Source organism: Anaerobacillus sp. QJM3NY_17 (assembly GCF_056173665.1).
This window is the reverse complement of the sequence record NZ_CM149685.1, coordinates 1,739,449-1,755,875: the sequence shown is the minus strand read 5'-3', so window position 1 is coordinate 1,755,875 and position 16,427 is coordinate 1,739,449. Positions and strand designations below refer to the sequence as shown.

The 16,427-nt window shown below is 39.8% G+C and carries 22 protein-coding genes; 6 read left to right on the top strand and 16 right to left on the bottom strand.

Annotated elements, in window-relative coordinates:
* Nucleotides 1-14 precede the first annotated feature (14 nt).
* Nucleotides 15-1,352 (bottom strand): acetyl-CoA carboxylase biotin carboxylase subunit, encoded by a 1,338-nt coding sequence (locus AC0VYV_RS09440; RefSeq protein ID WP_475373706.1) that lies wholly within the window; start codon nt 1,350-1,352, stop codon nt 15-17.
* Nucleotides 1,353-1,582: 230 nt separating this feature from the next.
* Here AC0VYV_RS09440 and AC0VYV_RS09435 point away from each other — a divergent pair, with 230 nt between their 5' ends.
* Entirely contained in the window at nt 1,583-2,056 is a 474-nt protein-coding gene (locus AC0VYV_RS09435; protein ID WP_194221327.1) for an N-acetyltransferase, read from the top strand.
* 29 nt (nt 2,057-2,085) lie between these two features.
* Here AC0VYV_RS09435 and AC0VYV_RS09430 read toward each other — a convergent pair whose 3' ends face one another.
* The 4 genes from AC0VYV_RS09430 to AC0VYV_RS09415 all read right to left on the bottom strand — a co-directional run bounded on the left by AC0VYV_RS09430 (nt 2,086) and on the right by AC0VYV_RS09415 (nt 4,502).
* A complete protein-coding gene (locus AC0VYV_RS09430) occupies nt 2,086-2,649 on the bottom strand; it encodes an RsfA family transcriptional regulator (protein WP_475367236.1) in 564 nt (187 codons plus the stop codon).
* 191 nt (nt 2,650-2,840) lie between these two features.
* Nucleotides 2,841-3,611 carry an enoyl-CoA hydratase/isomerase family protein gene (locus AC0VYV_RS09425; protein WP_475373705.1) on the bottom strand — a complete coding sequence of 257 codons (771 nt, stop codon included), beginning with the start codon at nt 3,609-3,611 and terminating at the stop codon, nt 2,841-2,843.
* A gap of 134 nt (nt 3,612-3,745) precedes the next feature.
* Nucleotides 3,746-3,919, bottom strand: a complete 174-nt coding sequence (gene rpmF, locus AC0VYV_RS09420; RefSeq protein ID WP_048309912.1) for a 50S ribosomal protein L32 — start codon at nt 3,917-3,919, stop codon at nt 3,746-3,748.
* A gap of 46 nt (nt 3,920-3,965) precedes the next feature.
* Entirely contained in the window at nt 3,966-4,502 is a 537-nt protein-coding gene (locus AC0VYV_RS09415; protein ID WP_194221324.1) for a YceD family protein, read from the bottom strand.
* 186 nt (nt 4,503-4,688) lie between these two features.
* Here AC0VYV_RS09415 and AC0VYV_RS09410 point away from each other — a divergent pair, with 186 nt between their 5' ends.
* Nucleotides 4,689-5,906: a nucleotidyltransferase gene (locus AC0VYV_RS09410; protein WP_475374778.1), complete on the top strand. Its 1,218-nt coding sequence runs from the start codon at nt 4,689-4,691 to the stop codon at nt 5,904-5,906.
* Between the two features lie 56 nt (nt 5,907-5,962).
* Here the strand turns inward: AC0VYV_RS09410 and AC0VYV_RS09405 are convergent, their stop codons facing one another.
* Nucleotides 5,963-6,991, bottom strand: coding sequence for a SepM family pheromone-processing serine protease (locus AC0VYV_RS09405; RefSeq protein WP_303531176.1), 1,029 nt, complete (start codon nt 6,989-6,991; stop codon nt 5,963-5,965).
* Nucleotides 6,988-7,776: a patatin-like phospholipase family protein gene (locus tag AC0VYV_RS09400; RefSeq protein WP_475374777.1), complete on the bottom strand. Its 789-nt coding sequence runs from the start codon at nt 7,774-7,776 to the stop codon at nt 6,988-6,990. The genes AC0VYV_RS09405 and AC0VYV_RS09400 overlap by 4 nt, the downstream gene beginning before the upstream one ends.
* A 137-nt stretch (nt 7,777-7,913) precedes the next feature.
* Here AC0VYV_RS09400 and ylbJ point away from each other — a divergent pair, with 137 nt between their 5' ends.
* Nucleotides 7,914-9,143, top strand: coding sequence for a sporulation integral membrane protein YlbJ (ylbJ, locus tag AC0VYV_RS09395; RefSeq protein WP_430247102.1), 1,230 nt, complete (start codon nt 7,914-7,916; stop codon nt 9,141-9,143).
* A gap of 14 nt (nt 9,144-9,157) precedes the next feature.
* On the opposite strand, the gene coaD is transcribed toward ylbJ, so the two are convergent.
* From coaD to AC0VYV_RS09380, 3 genes are all read right to left on the bottom strand, one after another.
* A complete protein-coding gene (gene coaD, locus AC0VYV_RS09390; RefSeq protein WP_194221319.1) occupies nt 9,158-9,652 on the bottom strand; it encodes a pantetheine-phosphate adenylyltransferase in 495 nt (164 codons plus the stop codon).
* Nucleotides 9,653-9,654: 2 nt separating this feature from the next.
* Nucleotides 9,655-10,242 carry a 16S rRNA (guanine(966)-N(2))-methyltransferase RsmD gene (rsmD, locus tag AC0VYV_RS09385; RefSeq protein WP_276511842.1) on the bottom strand — a complete coding sequence of 196 codons (588 nt, stop codon included), beginning with the start codon at nt 10,240-10,242 and terminating at the stop codon, nt 9,655-9,657.
* A gap of 293 nt (nt 10,243-10,535) precedes the next feature.
* Nucleotides 10,536-10,856, bottom strand: coding sequence for a hypothetical protein (locus AC0VYV_RS09380; RefSeq protein WP_430247101.1), 321 nt, complete (start codon nt 10,854-10,856; stop codon nt 10,536-10,538).
* Nucleotides 10,857-10,970: 114 nt separating this feature from the next.
* Here AC0VYV_RS09380 and AC0VYV_RS09375 point away from each other — a divergent pair, with 114 nt between their 5' ends.
* A complete protein-coding gene (locus AC0VYV_RS09375; protein ID WP_283152286.1) occupies nt 10,971-11,357 on the top strand; it encodes a DUF7147 family protein in 387 nt (128 codons plus the stop codon).
* Nucleotides 11,358-11,401: 44 nt separating this feature from the next.
* Here AC0VYV_RS09375 and AC0VYV_RS09370 read toward each other — a convergent pair whose 3' ends face one another.
* Together AC0VYV_RS09370 and AC0VYV_RS09365 are read right to left on the bottom strand one after the other, a co-directional pair.
* Nucleotides 11,402-12,631: an MFS transporter gene (locus AC0VYV_RS09370; protein ID WP_430247099.1), complete on the bottom strand. Its 1,230-nt coding sequence runs from the start codon at nt 12,629-12,631 to the stop codon at nt 11,402-11,404.
* Between the two features lie 240 nt (nt 12,632-12,871).
* Nucleotides 12,872-13,147, bottom strand: a complete 276-nt coding sequence (locus tag AC0VYV_RS09365; RefSeq protein WP_098443273.1) for a YlbG family protein — start codon at nt 13,145-13,147, stop codon at nt 12,872-12,874.
* Nucleotides 13,148-13,262: 115 nt separating this feature from the next.
* On the opposite strand from AC0VYV_RS09365, the gene AC0VYV_RS09360 reads away from it, so the two are divergent.
* Nucleotides 13,263-13,583, top strand: a complete 321-nt coding sequence (locus tag AC0VYV_RS09360; protein ID WP_194221314.1) for a hypothetical protein — start codon at nt 13,263-13,265, stop codon at nt 13,581-13,583.
* A 22-nt stretch (nt 13,584-13,605) separates the two neighbouring features.
* Here the strand turns inward: AC0VYV_RS09360 and AC0VYV_RS09355 are convergent, their stop codons facing one another.
* On the bottom strand, nt 13,606-14,046 hold the full coding sequence (locus AC0VYV_RS09355; protein WP_194221313.1) for a YlbF/YmcA family competence regulator: 441 nt from the start codon (nt 14,044-14,046) through the stop codon (nt 13,606-13,608).
* A gap of 297 nt (nt 14,047-14,343) precedes the next feature.
* Here AC0VYV_RS09355 and AC0VYV_RS09350 point away from each other — a divergent pair, with 297 nt between their 5' ends.
* Nucleotides 14,344-15,147 (top strand): ATP-grasp domain-containing protein, encoded by an 804-nt coding sequence (locus tag AC0VYV_RS09350; protein ID WP_430247098.1) that lies wholly within the window; start codon nt 14,344-14,346, stop codon nt 15,145-15,147.
* A 23-nt stretch (nt 15,148-15,170) separates the two neighbouring features.
* On the opposite strand, the gene AC0VYV_RS09345 is transcribed toward AC0VYV_RS09350, so the two are convergent.
* The 3 genes from AC0VYV_RS09345 to ylbD form a co-directional block, all read right to left on the bottom strand.
* Nucleotides 15,171-15,563 (bottom strand): hypothetical protein, encoded by a 393-nt coding sequence (locus AC0VYV_RS09345; protein ID WP_430247097.1) that lies wholly within the window; start codon nt 15,561-15,563, stop codon nt 15,171-15,173.
* A gap of 109 nt (nt 15,564-15,672) precedes the next feature.
* On the bottom strand, nt 15,673-15,906 hold the full coding sequence (locus AC0VYV_RS09340; protein WP_226612723.1) for a YlbE-like family protein: 234 nt from the start codon (nt 15,904-15,906) through the stop codon (nt 15,673-15,675).
* Between the two features lie 11 nt (nt 15,907-15,917).
* Complete coding sequence (gene ylbD, locus AC0VYV_RS09335) at nt 15,918-16,307, bottom strand: YlbD family protein (protein WP_226612721.1); 390 nt, start codon at nt 16,305-16,307, stop codon at nt 15,918-15,920.
* Between the last annotated feature and the right edge of the window lie 120 nt (nt 16,308-16,427).

Here is a 16,427-nt window from a genome sequence, read left to right as displayed (position 1 = left end):
CCTTTTCTCATTGATTATTTTTTAATAAGATGACGAGCTAAATAAGACGTCGAATAGTTCCCCTCTTGAAAATGACGCTCACCTAGTAATTGGGTAAACAACGGACCATTATGCTTGATCCCAGTTAATGAGAAATCCTTAAAGAAAGCCTCTCCTTTGTCGATCGCTTCTTTACGAGTAGCGCCTGACACAATAATTTTGGCAATCATCGGATCATAGAACGGGGAAACGCTTGAACCACTTTCGTAGCCTGCATCAATCCGAACCCCTTCTATTTCAGGAAACTTTAGCGTTTCAATTTTGCCAGGTGATGGCATGAACGATGTTGGGTCTTCTGCATATAGCCTAAATTCAATACTATGACCAGTTGGCACAATATCTTCTTGCTTCAAAGGTAAGTCTTTACCTTTTGCAACAAGGAGCTGCCATTCAACTAAATCTACTCCAACAGTTTCTTCCGTGATCGGATGCTCTACTTGTAACCTGGTGTTCATTTCTAGAAAATAAAAGTTTTCATTCTGATCCATCACAAATTCTACTGTCCCAGCATTTGTATAATGAACATGCTTAGCAGCTAATAAAGCGGCTTCACCTATTTGAACACGAGTCTTTTCAGACAAAAAAGGTGATGGCGTTTCTTCAAGCACCTTCTGATTACGCCTCTGTATCGAGCAATCTCTTTCAAACAGATGAACGATATTGTTATTGTCATCTCCCACAATTTGCACTTCGATATGGCGCGCATCGTCAATGAATTTTTCGACGAACATCGCTCCATTGCCAAAATAGGCTTTAGCACGGTTCTGACTTGATACGAATGCTTTTTCTAGCTCTTGATCATTTTCACAGCGCTGCATGCCAATCCCGCCTCCGCCTGCAGCTGCTTTTAACATGATCGGATAGTTGATTTCATTTGCAAATGCGATCGCTTCTGTCACATCCTCAATTTCACCACTGCCCGGAACGACCGGTACCCCTGCTTCTTGCATTGTTTTTCTCGCGGTGATTTTATCACCCATTGCCTCAACCACATCAGCAGATGGTCCGATAAAGGTTATCCCTCTCTCTTCAATCTTTCTTACAAAAGAGGCGTTCTCAGACAAGAAGCCATATCCGGGATGGACAGCATCCACCTTCTCTTCTTGCGCGATTCGAAGAATTTCATCCTGATTTAAGTAGGATTTAGCTGCTGGTGGATCTCCAATGTGATGAGCCGTTGTTGCTTGGTTTACGTATGGAAGATCTTTGTCAGCGCTAGAATAAACAGCAACCGTCTCTATTCCTAGTCTGCTGCATGTTCGAATGATTCGTTCAGCAATTTCGCCACGGTTTGCAATTAGGATTTTTTTCAAACTATCGCCCCTCTCATTACAATCATGAACCAGGTTTTTGAAAACCCTTACATTTATCATATCATTAATTCCGCTTCACGTTTCAATAAATATTCAAATTATTCCTTTTATACTTTGTTTTTTGAAATGAGGAAAAGTTTCGTGTTTTCGGTTATAATATAAATGAGAAGGAGTTTATACTTCTATTCATCTTAGAGATTAAATAAGCACATTTGACGGAGGGGGCCGCTATGGTAGACTTAACAGTTCGTCCACTTGTAATCAATTACAAAACTCTTGAGGAGTTTAAGAAATTTAAAGAGTTCGGCATTCAGGAACTTTCCATGATGGAGGATCTTCAGGATAATATCATCGAAAACGATAGTGAATCGCCATTCTATGGTATCTACTACGCTGACAAACTAGTAGCTAGAATGAGCCTTTATCGAATCGATGGAAAGTATGATCGTTACTTCGATCCACCACAGGATTACCTGGAACTTTGGAAGCTTGAAGTGCTTCCGCAGTATCATAATCGAGATTATGGTTCGACTCTTGTTAATTTCGCAAAAACATTTAATGTTCCAGTGAAAACAAATGCGAGACAAGGTTCAGGTGAATTTTGGGAGAAAATGGGGTTTGAAGCCGTTACGTATCAACCTGATCGTGATCGAGGCGAAAATCCGTATGTTTGGTACCCAGAAGGCGTTTCCGAACAAGAATAATAAAGAAATAGGAGCAGCCAGGGCTGCTCCTATTTCTTTATTTTCTCTAAATTCCCATTTGCATCCATCTGAAATCGTAAATTCCCTTGATCTTCTTCTTGGAAAATAACCATTTTTCTCGCTTTTTCCATGATCTCTAATAAAGATTGGTAATCTTCCTGTACTGACATATATTCTTTCTCTAGTTGATGAAGATGCTGTTTGAGTTGCAGGTTTTCGGCCATAGCTTCTTGTAACGAAGCTTCATGTTGATTTGATTCGGCAAGGTGCGTTTTGGATGTGATTAATAAACTGATCGCTTCGTCAATTAAATCAATGCTTCGATCCTCTTCTACCGATTCACGTTTCGACTGCGATTGGTTCTTTTTCTGTTCCTTACGCTGTTTCTTCGCTAAAGTTATCGCTGCTTCGTACTGTTTTCGAATCAAGGAATTCCATCGGAAACCGCACGCAGCCGGCGTTCGAGAAAGTGTTCTCCCTACTTCCTCAAATGCAGCTAGTTGTGTGCTGAATTCTCTTATATGACGTAAAACGACTTCGGCTAACAACACATCTTCGTCTTTTGACCATGCATCCTGGCGAATTGGTACCAAGCGCAATCCCCCCAATAACCGTTTTACAGTCATCTTATGCATTTACTAGAGGTAGTAGACTCTTCTATTCATGAAAGAATCTATTTTCTTATCTATTTGGTCAATTTCAGATTAATTTAATCGCTAAAACGTCTATAAAAAGAGCTATGATAGCTAATTGTGTTAACTTTAAGGCATAGGATACTACGGAGTTAACGACTACCACTTTTATTCAAGAATGTTGCCACAGCTTGATGGTGCTCTTCGGTCGCCCATAGAATCGCACAGCTTCTTATTTCTTTCTCAACTCTATCTCGAATCAGATTTTGATCTAGACTAGCTAACCAATAAGACTTGTAAGTAGAGAGAATCAAAGGAGAACGCTTAAACAGATTTTCTATGTATTGATAAGCATCGTCTTGAAAAGAAGGGTGTGTGGTTACATATGTAAGACATCCATTTGCAAGGGCTTCTTGGTCAGAATAGCGATCAGCACTCATGAGCATTTTCATCGCTTCCCCATGATTCATTCTTGTTAGAGCATACGTCGATCCGCCCCAGCCTGTCGTTAGCCCGATCGATCCCTGGATGAAACCTACTTGAATATTCTTTTTCGCTATCCGAAAGTCACACGCAATAGCAAGTTCAAGCCCACCTCCAACAGCATGGCCATTCAATAGAGCCACAGTTGGTTTCTTGCAGAAAAACAAGCGGTCTAGCACATCACCCATTTTCCGAAGCATCGTATACGCCTGCTCTTCAGTGCAAAGTTCCTTGAAAGCCCTTACATCCCCGCCGCTACAAAATACCTTATCTGCGCTTCCGGTTACAACGAGGTATTTTACATTTGGATCTGATTCAGCCTTATCAATTGCTTCCATTAATTGATCCATCACCTCGTAATTAATCGCATTTCTTTGCTCAGGGCGATTAATCGTAAGAATTGCTGCTTCGTTACGACTCTCCACTCTCACACTCGTCATCCATCATCCCACCTTATATAGTTCAAATTATTGAGCGCTCATTCTTTTTACTATTCGTAGTTAAATATTTTTAAATAATCGAATAATTAAAGCGTAAAAAAAAGCAGAGAGATTTCTCTCTCTGCTTCGCAAGATTACTTGCTTACTACGTTTTCACCTTTGTAATTTCCACACTCTTTACAAACACGGTGAGAAAGTTTGAATTCGCCGCAATTAGGGCATTTTACCATTCCTGGTACTTCTAATTTATAATGAGTACGACGCTTATTTTTACGCGTTTTAGAAGTTCTTCTAGCTGGTACTGCCATTGTTTCCACCTCCTTAAAAAGTTAACTGATCTTACGGAAGTAAGGCTTAGTTATCTTCATTTTCCTTGTTGAAAAAATCAGCTAAACCGGCCATACGAGGATCAACCTTTTCTTTCGGTTGTTCTTTCGTAATGACTTCCCATCCATTTCCGGATTTTTTTGGCATTTCATCAGATTCAGAGCTGTATTTCACAACTCGAATCGGAATCTCCAAAAGTATATTTTCCTTAATATACGGAACTAAGTCAACCGTATTTCCCGAAACTTGATGAATTTCTTCATCTTCCACCTCAAAATCAACGCCACTTGTGTTTGCTTCAAGCACAAATGTCTCCATTGGGCGAATTACGAACGGAAAATCAACATCCTCTAGTGTATTGGCACATGGAAGAACCATTTTGCCTTTCACTGTAAGATGAAAGGTAACCTTATTACCATGAAACGATGTTTCTCCGGTAACATGAACTGGTGTAATCTCACGAATATCTGGATTACGTTCCTTCAGTTCCTCTACATTTACTTCTTCGTCAATTGTAAGGCCTTTTAGTTTAAAGGACTTCAATTGTTCAATTGACCATTTCATCTGTATATCACCTCAAGGCAACAAAAGTATTATAGCTACAAAATACGTAAATGTCAATATTTTTTCTTTACACCAGTTGTTTCATCGTTAATCTTGGTATAATGTTTATCATACCAGAGGAAAAACCTTGAATTCAACTAATAAAAATGTACGTCCCTTATACAACGGACAGAGAGGAGCAGCCGAATGACATCTGCTGGAGTTATTGTGGAATATAACCCTTTTCACAATGGACATTTGCATCATTTAAACGAAACAAAAAAAGCGGCCAACGCTGATGTAATCGTTGCAGTCATGAGCGGATCTTTTCTTCAGCGAGGAGAACCAGCACTCGTTGATAAATGGACACGAACACAAATGGCCTTAAAAAACGGAATTGATCTTGTAGTAGAATTACCTTACGTATATGCTACCCAAAAAGCGGAAATTTTTGCGAAGGGTGCTATCTCAATCTTAAATTCACTCGGAGTCGATTACGTTTGTTTCGGAAGTGAATCTGGAGACATCGAAGAGTTTCAAGAGACTGCATCGTTTATCGAAATGCACGAGAAAGACTACAACGAACGCATTAAATATTATATGGGACAAGGTAACAGCTATCCGAAAGCTTCTTCACTAGCTTTTGAAAGCCTTGAAGGACACGCTCACGTTCTTGACCTATCACAGCCCAACAATATATTAGGCTACCATTATGTGAAAGCCATACAGGCACAGAATGCCCTCATCGAACCATTAACGTTACTTCGTACAAAGGCAGGCTACCATGATCAAGACTTCGTTGATAAAAGAATAGCAAGTGCGACTGGCATTCGACGAGAATTATTTAAAGGCAGTTCTCTTGATCAAATTCAGGCTTACGTGCCAGAACCAACTTATTCTGAATTAACAAACTACCAACGGACATATGATTCTTTTCAGGGATGGCATAACCTTTATCATTTGCTTCGCTATAAGCTGCTTACTTCTAGTAATGTTCACCTTTCCTCCATTTATGAAGCGGAGGAAGGACTTGAGAATCGTCTAGCTACAATGGCGAAGCAAGCCCAAACGTTTCAATCCTTCATGGAACTCGTGAAAACGAAACGGTATACATGGACAAGAATCCAACGCTTAGCGCTCCATATTCTAACACAAACAAGTAAAAATGATATGTTGCCTGCTTTGGAGAACAAGGATGCTCCTTACGTTCGAATTCTTGGTATGACGAAAGCTGGAAGATCATTCCTTAATGAAAAGAAAAACTCTCTTCCCGTTCCTCTTGTATCGAACATCAACCAGTTTGATCATCCTTTTCTTACAGTTGAGAGACGCGCTAGTCAAGTTTATGCGCTCGGCTATTCAGGTTTCCATCAAGAAGCGTTTCTACAGAAAGAGCATCAATCCGTCCCAATTATGATCGATTAAAAAATCACCCTGCTATTATGGCAGGGTGATTTTTATAAGTATCCAACGCTCACGTTTTACTTCACGTCTAATTGCTTTAGGTAGTCAATAGCATCCTGGAATGTTTCGACTGGGACAATTTTCATATCTGTATCGATATCTTCTGCCGCTTCCATAGCATCATCGTAGTTGGAGTGAGCCACTGGGGCGAAGAATATTTCAGCTCCAGATCCATCAGCTGCCACGATTTTTTGTTTAATCCCGCCGATAGGTCCAACCTCTCCACTTTCATTAATCGTACCTGTTCCGGCAATGTCGTACCCTTTTGTCCAATCTTCTTTGGTTAACTGATTGTAAATTTCTAACGTGAACATTAGCCCGGCTGATGGTCCGCCAATTTCATCTGTATTGATATTAATAGAGGGATCTGTTTCAATTGACGTTGCTGTTACTGGACCAGTGATACCAACGCCAACTTTATCATCTTCTGTTCCATATGCTTCAGGGAATTTCGAGAAACCTAGCTCTATCTGCTTTTCTTGATCGCCTCTTTTGATCGTCATATTAACCGTATCTGACTCCTCATAGGACCCTAGTTCATCAAGCAGCTGTTCCGTTTCCTCAATCCTTTTCCCTTCAACCTCAACAATCAAATCACCCAGTTCTAATTTCCCATCTGCCGGCATGCCTTCTATTATACCCGTTACTAGGACACCATTTTTCGTGACTTTTATCTCTTTCTTTGCGGCTTCATAAGCAACGATTGTGGCACTCGTTTGTGAATTAGCCATCACATCAAGCTGTCTTTGGTGATACTCATCGTCCGATTCACCTTCACGCTTAATTAAGTCTTCTGCGATCAATTCATGATACTCATTAAATTGCGCCCATATATATTGAACTAAGTTTGCTTCTCCGACTCGGACAGTCGTGAGCATAAACTCTCCACCATCTTGTGAGCCACCTTCAACATTGATTACTTCATCTAACACTCTTGCTTCTCCCGGTGTCGTTACATAATATGGGAGATCAATGAATGTAACGGCAGCAACCAATACAATGATAATCGCCCACACATAGGTGAATCTCTTTGTGCCTCGGTTCATTTATTTTTCTCCTTCCACACCTTCACCGCCTGATGAATTTGATCAAGGTGGCGGTAGGCTTCTTCCTCTCCAATTTTAATAATATCCATCACATTCGTAAATGCTCTTGATTGAAATGATTCTAAGCCAGGTTTAATCATGACATCTGCATTAATTTCATGAAGCCTTACCATTTCATTTTGCATAATATCAATACTTTGCATAATCACGTCAATAATTGATGTAACATCAGGCTCTTTCTTTACGTTTGAAACATCAACAGCAATCACAAGATCTGCCCCCATTTCTCTTGCTACAGATACGGGAACACGATCAATCACACCACCATCAACAAGAAGCCTATCACCTATTTTTTCAGGGACAAGAATTCCCGGAATAGCGATGCTGGCTCTAACAGCCTGTGCAACAGGACCAGAACGAAAGACTACTTTCTCTCCTTTAATAATATCCGTCGCCACAATCGCAAGTGGAGGATGCATATCCTCAATTTGCTTTCCCTGCGTTAGTGTTTCAATTAAACTCTTCACTTTATTACCGGCAATAAACCCCATCTTTGGTACGGTGAAATCCAAATAATATTTTCGTCGAAAAAGCGATGCCATTTTCTCCATTGTATTGACATCGTGTCCCGATCCATAAATTGCCCCTACTAAAGAGCCCATGCTGCTTCCTGCAATGTAATCAATTGGTATTTTTTCTTGAATAAGTACTTTTAGCACCCCTAAATGAGCGAATCCCCTCGCTCCTCCGGAACCGAGAGCTAATCCGATTTTAGGACGGTTCATTGAGAACGCCTCCCTGTCTATACCTGCTTAATCATATGGTCTAATTGTGCCTCACATACGTATATTTTAATTATCGGACAGGTTTGATGAATAATTGAATTAACTTAAGACGATCAAATAGTGGGAGGAATGTACTTGTGAACGTTCAAGTAGTGAAAACATTATTGCTTGCAACGTCAGTTACGATCGTTGCTCTCGCCGTTATTTTATTTCCAGAACACACTCTAGAAGCCTCCAAAAGTGGATTATCAATGTGGTGGAATATTGTATTCCCCTCTTTATTACCCTTTTTTATTATTTCTGAACTGTTGATTGGTATTGGGGTTGTGCGATTTATAGGGATTCTATTAGAACCTTTGATGCGACCACTATTTCGTGTACCAGGATCAGGTGCCTTTGTTTTTGCTATGGGAGTTGCCTCAGGATTTCCTGCAGGAGCGAAATACACAGCACACCTTCGCCAAAACAATGACATTACAGCCATCGAAGGCGAGCGGCTCGTTTCATTTACGAACTGTTCGAATCCGCTCTTTATCTTTGCTGCAGTTGGGGTTGGATTTTTCCATAATCCTGCACTTGGCGTTATTCTTGCTGCAGCTCACTATGGCGGGAATATCATGGTTGGACTAGTCATGCGTTTTCATCACCCGGAAGATCACCATCCAACTGTTACCATACGATCACATCAGTCGAGACTTAGTTTAGCTTTCTCTGCACTTCATGACACACGAATGAATGACAAGCGTCCATTCGGTAAAATGATGGGTGACGCTGTTCATTCTTCTATCAAAACATTATTAATGGTTGGTGGGTTTATCATTCTATTCTCAGTATTAAATGAACTGCTTTCCGTCATTGGTCTTGCACCATTACTTGCTGGAGCACTTAGGTCTATCCTGATTCTCCTTCAGCTTCCACCAGAGCTTGATGTTCCTCTGCTTTCCGGAATGTTTGAAATCACACTAGGTAGCCAGCTCGCAAGTGAAAGTTCAGCTACTTTAGTTGCGCAGGCTATGATTACGAGCTTCATTCTTGCTTTTAACGGTCTTTCCGTACAAGCACAGGTTGCAAGTATTTTGGCAGATACCGATATTCGATTTAAGCCCTTTTTTTTCGCCAGATTACTTCATGGCTTCTTTGCGGCTTTCCTAACGCTCGTCATCTGGAAACCACTCTATTTAAACTACTTATCTTCAGGAAATGGATCGCTTCCTGTTTTGAATCGAGAAGATACACCGTCCATTATTGAATCAGTTTACTCATTTCTTGAGCAAACAGGTCCCTGGATTACACTATTCTTCCTACTAACGTTCATCGTGTCATTCACACAGCAATTTAACCAAACGAAGCGAAAGGGGTTTAAGTAGAAAAAAGACCCCCGTTAGCCTAACGGGGATTCTCCATACTTTTCTCTCAGGGCATTTTCAACAATCTCAGGAACAAGGTCTGATACAGGGGCGTGGTATTTTGCTATCTCTTTCACTATACTTGAGCTTAAGAATGAATATTGATTGTTTGTCATCATAAAGAAAGTTTCAATTTCATCTTCAAGCTTGCGATTGATTGAAGCAATTTTCATTTCATATTCAAAATCTGAAACGGCACGCAGCCCGCGTAAAATCGTTGATGCTCCTACGCGTTTCGCATATTCAATTAATAGCCCGTTATGCGAATCTACTGTTACATTTGGAATGTCTTTCGTCGCTTCTTTCAATAGCTCGACCCGTTCTTCGACTGAGAACAGCGTTGATTTGCTTTGATTATTTAGAACAACAATCTTAATGTTGTCAAAAACTCTTGCGCCTCGTTTAATAATATCCAGATGACCAAATGTCACCGGGTCAAAACTGCCTGGACACACTGCAATTTTTCCCATGACTATTCCTCCTTCTCAACACCCGACTGTTCATATGTATAAATTGAAATCGTCGTTTTACCACTATACGTTTCCTCACGAATCATCCGTAAACCCGCAAATTCTTCTGGTAATGTCACTTCTTTCTTGTGCTCGACAACGATTGTTGCATTTTCCTCTAACAAATCATACGCTGTCAACTTTTCAAGATCGTGAAGAATTTGCTCTTTATGATAAGGAGGATCCAAAAGAACAAGTGAAAAAGCTACTTCTCGTTTTTGAAGCGCTTTTAACGCTCGCTTTGAATCATTTCGAAAAACTTCCGCGGATTCCGTAAACTTCGTTTGTTCTAGGTTCCACTTGATCGTTTCAATCGCTTTATTCTCGCGATCAACAAACACACATTTCTCAATCCCACGGCTTAACGCTTCAATTCCTAGCGCCCCACTGCCTCCATATAAATCAAGCGCCATTCCGCCATCAAAAAAAGGGCCAATCATATTAAAAATCGACTCTCTTACTTTATCTGTCGTTGGTCTTGTAGAGGTTCCTGGAACAGGTTTAATATGCCTTCCTTTACAATCTCCTGCAATAATACGCATCTCTCTCACAACCTTATCCTTTCCATATTCCTACTTATCCTACCACAAAAAAAGGGAAAGCTAAAATCAATGTATAAACGAAAAGGTGATGGTGATACTAAACGTAGTAGCATCGTTCATACGAAATGGTGCTGCCAACCGCGGAGAAAGACTTACGTTTCCCCATAAGTTCTTCCTCCGGTTTCTCCTCTCCCATTTGCCTTGGCTTCACAGCTTAAGGCACCCGCAGGATTTCCTGCGGGTTTTTTTATGAAGTAATATTTAATCTCTTTTGCTCGATCAATTAAGAAGAAAGATCTTTCTTATCCAGGATCTAAATCAAGTGGCATGTCGATCGCCTGAATGCCATCCCAATCATGCTGAATCCAATCTCCAAAAGTTCCTTCATTAATGCTAGTGTGACTAAACAAATAATCTTCAACGTCAGATAGTGATTGATTAGAAAGCATTTCAGCCTCTGCAGCTGTAATAACACCGTGTAAAACTAGAGCTGCTAAAATATCCGCAATAATAAGCCCTTGAATCAATTTTTTATCGATGGTTTCCTCTTTAGCATTTCGTCCTTTCCAGTATAAATAGAGCAATCCCCCTACTAAACTAACTAGAAGCAGAATCGAGACCATAGAGTTAACCTCCTTTCTTATCATTCTAATGCAAACGCTTTATCCTTTCCATCATAATGAATTCATGCTACATTATGAATGGATTTCTGAAGTGACTGAAAGGAGAACAACATTATGATTCAACGCTTTATTGAACTAGGAGAAGGCTATTCTGATATTTATGAATTAGTTGAACTTGCAAGAACTAATTCCCATCGTGTTCACCGTTTGTTATTACTAAAAACACTCAAAAATGACCGCCAAGTCGTATCGCCTGTCGTCGTTTTAAAACCGGCCGGAGAAGGTAACCTTCAGCCATTGTACATATCTTTAGAAGGAATCCCTTCTAAAGAGCCTTCTGTGCAACGTTTAAAGCTCTTCGAAGACTTAAGCAAGGAATTGGACGTTTCGATCATACCAATGGAAATTAAGCCTTCAAGTGAGTTTAATGAGAAGGATCTATACTTTAATTACATCATCGGTATTCTTCGTTTAAATAACCTGATTCCCCCACTTCAATAATTTCATTAACAAAAGCAGGGGCCAATGACCCCTGCTTTTGTACGTTAAGATGTTATTTCTTTGGATTCATATACCGCTCGTTTCCGATCAAGAATTGGAAGTACTCTTCTTTTCACATAGGCTACACTTATCAATAATATAATACCTGCAAATAAAAAGAGACCTCTTGTCCCAACAACCGCTACAATCGCTCCGCCAGTTACTGGTCCAAGTAAATTACCCAAATAGACGGCACTATTAGAAAAGCTATACGTTCTACTTTCCATTCCGGCAGGTGACAGTGTTTTCACTAGTGAATTTACGGAAGGCAGCAATCCTCCAATACACAACCCTAACAAAAAGCGCAGAGCTATTAATTGCCACAGCTCCTGAACAAACGCCTGCGGAATAGAGAAAATCGCCGCTCCTATTAATGAATAATAAAGAACATGGTGTGAACCCTTTCGATCTCCCACTTTTCCGAGTTTAGGAGAAGCTAACATATTGGCAATACCCATAACAGAAGCAGCGATCCCTGCAAATAAAGCCACATTTCCTCCTGAAGTAAGCTGTTGTACAAAGAGTGGAATAAGTGGATTCATTCCAAGAAGCGCGAACTGCACGAGAAAACCTACTAACATTAACGATAACATTGGTGAATGAACAGTTACTTTCTTGAAATCTTTAATCGCATTGCTTTTTTCCTTTTTGGCTGATGGTTCTGGTTTTGTCTCTTCTTTAACAAGAAACAACACAACGAATGCCGCCAGTAAAATCACAACACCCGTAATATTAAAGATCATTCGAAATCCTAGCGTTTCAGCCATTAATCCACCAAATAACGGACCACAAATAGCACCAGCTACAGCTCCAGAATTTAAAGTTCCGAGCGCGTATCCGACGTGTTCCTTCGGTGTGTTTGTCGCTACTAGTGCAATAGCGGCAGGTATAAATCCTGAAACAACTCCATTTAACAAACGTAAGCCAAGTAAAGACCAGGGACCTGTGGCAAATCCGGTTAAAATAATCACGATAGCCATACCGAAGCCTGAACGAAGTAGCATAAGCTTCCGTCCATGTCGATCTGCCATACGTCCCCAGAATGGTGAAAATAAAAAGGCAGTTAAAAAATTCGCACCAAAAATAACACCTGACCAAAGACTAATTTGACTTTCTCCTTCTACACCAAGTTCCTGAACGTACAAAGGTAGAAACGGCATAATCATAGTCATAGCACCAAGAACTAAAAATTGACTAGCAAACAAAATCCAGACATTACGTTTCCAATTATCCATTTTGTCACTTCCTTTAATCCGACCATTATATCCTTCGGACTTCGAAATAATCAACCATTAAAGCTAGATTTTCTTCAATAGGATAAGGGTACGGTAAAGAAGAGGTTTTCCATAAAGCGCTGGATGAACAACAGAGATTTCTTAAGGCTTATGTCCCGTTGCTTGGTTTTTGACTCTTCCATGTGAAAGGTCGCGCTGTGATGAACCAAAATAAAAAAGCCATCCTTTAGGATTGGCTTTTTAAAGTCCCATCTTGTAATCATATTGCTTTGCTTTATCTGGCTTTGCATTTTGATATTCCGTCTGCACTTCTGGACGTTTGGAAGGCTCCACTCGCTTTACAAAATGGAGAGAGTTCAAGCGCTCTTTCGTTGTTTCCAATTGATCGAGATTAATATAAATCACGACATACTTTTGTTTTGAGGAAACGTAGTGAACATTTCCAAACCTTCTTAACTGCTTGGCATGCTTCAATGACTGAATATAGACTGCCAGGCCAACTCGTTCTACAAACATGACGCGCTTCCCCTTTACTTATGAAATCTACTCGTTCGATGAACAGAGTGATGGTCATTTTATTATGATTCAGTTAGGATAACAGTAGACTGCGTTTATGAAAGGATGTTCTTCAATGAACCTTGATGAAATTTGGAGTCCATTTCTAAATCAACTAGCCACGTCAAATACCGTAAAGTCTGTTTCAAAAAAAACAATCACAGGTATTCCCTTTCTTTATCTTACAGTAAATTCGGATATCATAAAAGCTGAGATTGAAACCTTGATTAAATTAGAGGCGGCAAAATGCATGAGAGGGAAGCAATTGAGAATGGAATATTCATTCGTTCGAGAAGAAAGAAATCTTCTTGTCTATCGAGTCCGCTTTCTTGTACCACAAGAAAAGATGTTTTGCTGCGGAAACTTATGTCCTGACTGTATACGTTACCGAAATTGAAAAACCAGAGCAAAAGCTCTGGTTATCCACATCCACAGCTGCCGCCTGAGCCACAGCCTCCCCCACATGATTGATTATCAAAGAAAGGATTTCCAGATGGAACTTTGATTGAAGGAGACACTTCACCAGCTAATAGAGAGCAAACCTCTACTAGAAGGCCTTCGAGCTCCGTTTCCGCTTGCTTAAATGCCGCTACCGCTTCGTGAAGATCCATGTCTCTCTTCGCTTCACGTACTTTCACAGTAATCGTCATAAAGTCCGGATGATAACGCCCGAAACGTTGAACCTCATCATAAAGTTCCTTCATTTCTGTGAAACGCTTAATCAAACGCTGCGCTTCCCTATTCTTTGATAATTCCTTCTTTGCCTCATGATATTCATGAGCTACTTCTGAATCTTTTATCAAAAATCCAAGCTCTTCGGCCTGGTCTAAAATCATTACACTATCTAGAGTAGCAATCATACATACACCTCCACACTTATCTTACCACTTCATGGAACCTTCTGACCAGTCCTCTACTATATTAGTAAAGTGAATATCCACGATTTGGTTATTGACTTTTTTTGGTGTAAGCTCTATAATTTTCTAGATTTATATGTTTTCGTATTAGCTATGTTAGATTGTGGATCCCTTCGTTATTGGCGTATCTATGCCTTTTTTAACGTTTCGAGCAAATTCATTCGCACTCCAAAATGCTAATAATCGAGAGTTCAACAATAAGCTAGCATGGTTATTTTAGAGAGGAAGAAAAAGAAAACTGTGAAACTTATTACGTTCAATCCGTTTCGTACGCTAGGCATGTCAGGTATTACTTATGTTAAACCCGATCATATGTTTAAAGAAATTGATGAAATTAGAAAAGCTGATGTGCTATTATTTCCAGAAAAGTGGCAAGTGAACTCTCTTGTTTATGGTCTAAATAAAAAAATCTTTCCATCCATCCAATCTATTCAACTTGGATTTGATAAAGTGGAAATGACAAGAGCCTTCTGGTCACTTTCACCAGATCTAATGCCTTACACCGAAATTGCAGGTCGCTCTAAAGACACAATTGAACGTATTTTAAATACATTCCCCTTCCCTTTCGTTGCAAAGGAAGTACGCAGTTCTATGGGAAATGGCGTGTTCCTTATCCGTTCTGAAGAAGAATTTCTAACTTATGCAGAGCGTAACGACGTTCTCTATGTACAAGAATATTTACCAATAGAAAAAGACCTCCGAGTTGTATATGTAGGTAATACAGTTGTATCGGCCTATTGGCGTGTTGGAGGAGAGTCATTCCTTAATAACGTCGCTCAGGGAGGAAAGCTGTCTTTCCACCAAATTCCTGACGAAGCACTCGAGCTCGTTGATCGAACAGCCAAAGCTCTCGGAATCAACCACGCAGGATTTGACGTTGTGTATGCAAACGGAAAGTACTACTTTCTTGAATTCAATTGTTTGTTTGGAAACCAGGCGCTTGTTCAACAGGGTATCCATGTAGAGAACGTGATATTTAATTATTTACAGGAGCAGTTTCCACCTATCGTACCGCCGACAACACCTTTCAAACAAATCTCCTAAGCAAAAGCCTCCTGAAAAGAGGCTTATTTTATTTCCACTTTCATTTCTTTCAAGGATAAATACCTTCCTCCATCTTCTCTCATAATATCTAAACGAATCGTATGCTTGCCTTCCGGTAAATTACGAATAACAAAAGCTGCACGTTCTACAGTTTGATGCTTCACACCGTCAAGATATACATTAAGATGTCCATGGTACTCTTTTTCTGTATTCTCTTTATCAAATGAAAAATTAGGAATTAAGCATTCAATAAAGACGTTATGATCTTTCACTCTGTGATTAACGACAACAGGCTCAGTGTTTTCTTTAGCTGCGACGTTATCCTGTAAAGCTTGACTAAATCCAACTACCGGAACACAACAGCCAATCATCAACACAATGATCATTAGCTGTCTTTTACCACGCTTCAACAACATCTTCAATCACACCCCTTTAAACATAAGTGTGCCCTAAGAATAATAAAAAATAAGAAGATATGATTAAATCAATTGAGAAAACCAGCCTACGCAACCATAAAAAAAGACCCTAATTTTTTAATTGGGTCACTAACGCTAGCATCATATTCACCATATTTAATTGATTTTGAAAGCGATCAACCCGTTGTGGGAACGTCTGACCATAAAATGTTTTAGAGGCTTCTTCAAATTCTTTCAGTGCGAACGGTTCTCTACTTAAACGCCGATACCAGCTAGGCTGATTACGTAGAAATAGCACCAGATCCTGCCGGTTAGCGAGAAACTCCTGTACTTCTTCACGCATGTGATCTCCTCCTAGTCATGTCGAAAGGGAAACGGGGAGTGTGATTGAGAATACGGAGATTGTGGTTTTGGTTTCGAACGAAATTGTGATAAAACTTCTTGAATAGAATAAACAGCTCCACTAAATTGTTCGATCCCTTTTTGAACTTCTTCAAAATTCATTTGTTTTAATGCTGATAACATGCCACCAATGCTTTTCTCTTCTGTAACTTCTTCCTGATTTTCATCCATTTCTTCTTCATACCAGCTAGCATCGTCTTCACCAAAAAGCATCCATTCCTCAAATAGCTCTTGAAGCGTTTTTTCCTTTCGCTTCACTTTTTTTAGCACATGAGGATGAGCTTTGACGAATGTCTTAAATTCCTGAACCTTTTGAGTTCCTTTTTCTTTTGCTTCAGGCAAATTCGCCACCTCCATTTCCATACAAACCAAAATGGTCTTACTACATCATAATTAGACTTTTAACAATTGTGCGCCTATTTATTGGTGTATTCGACCATTACTGGTAAACTAAAAATAATC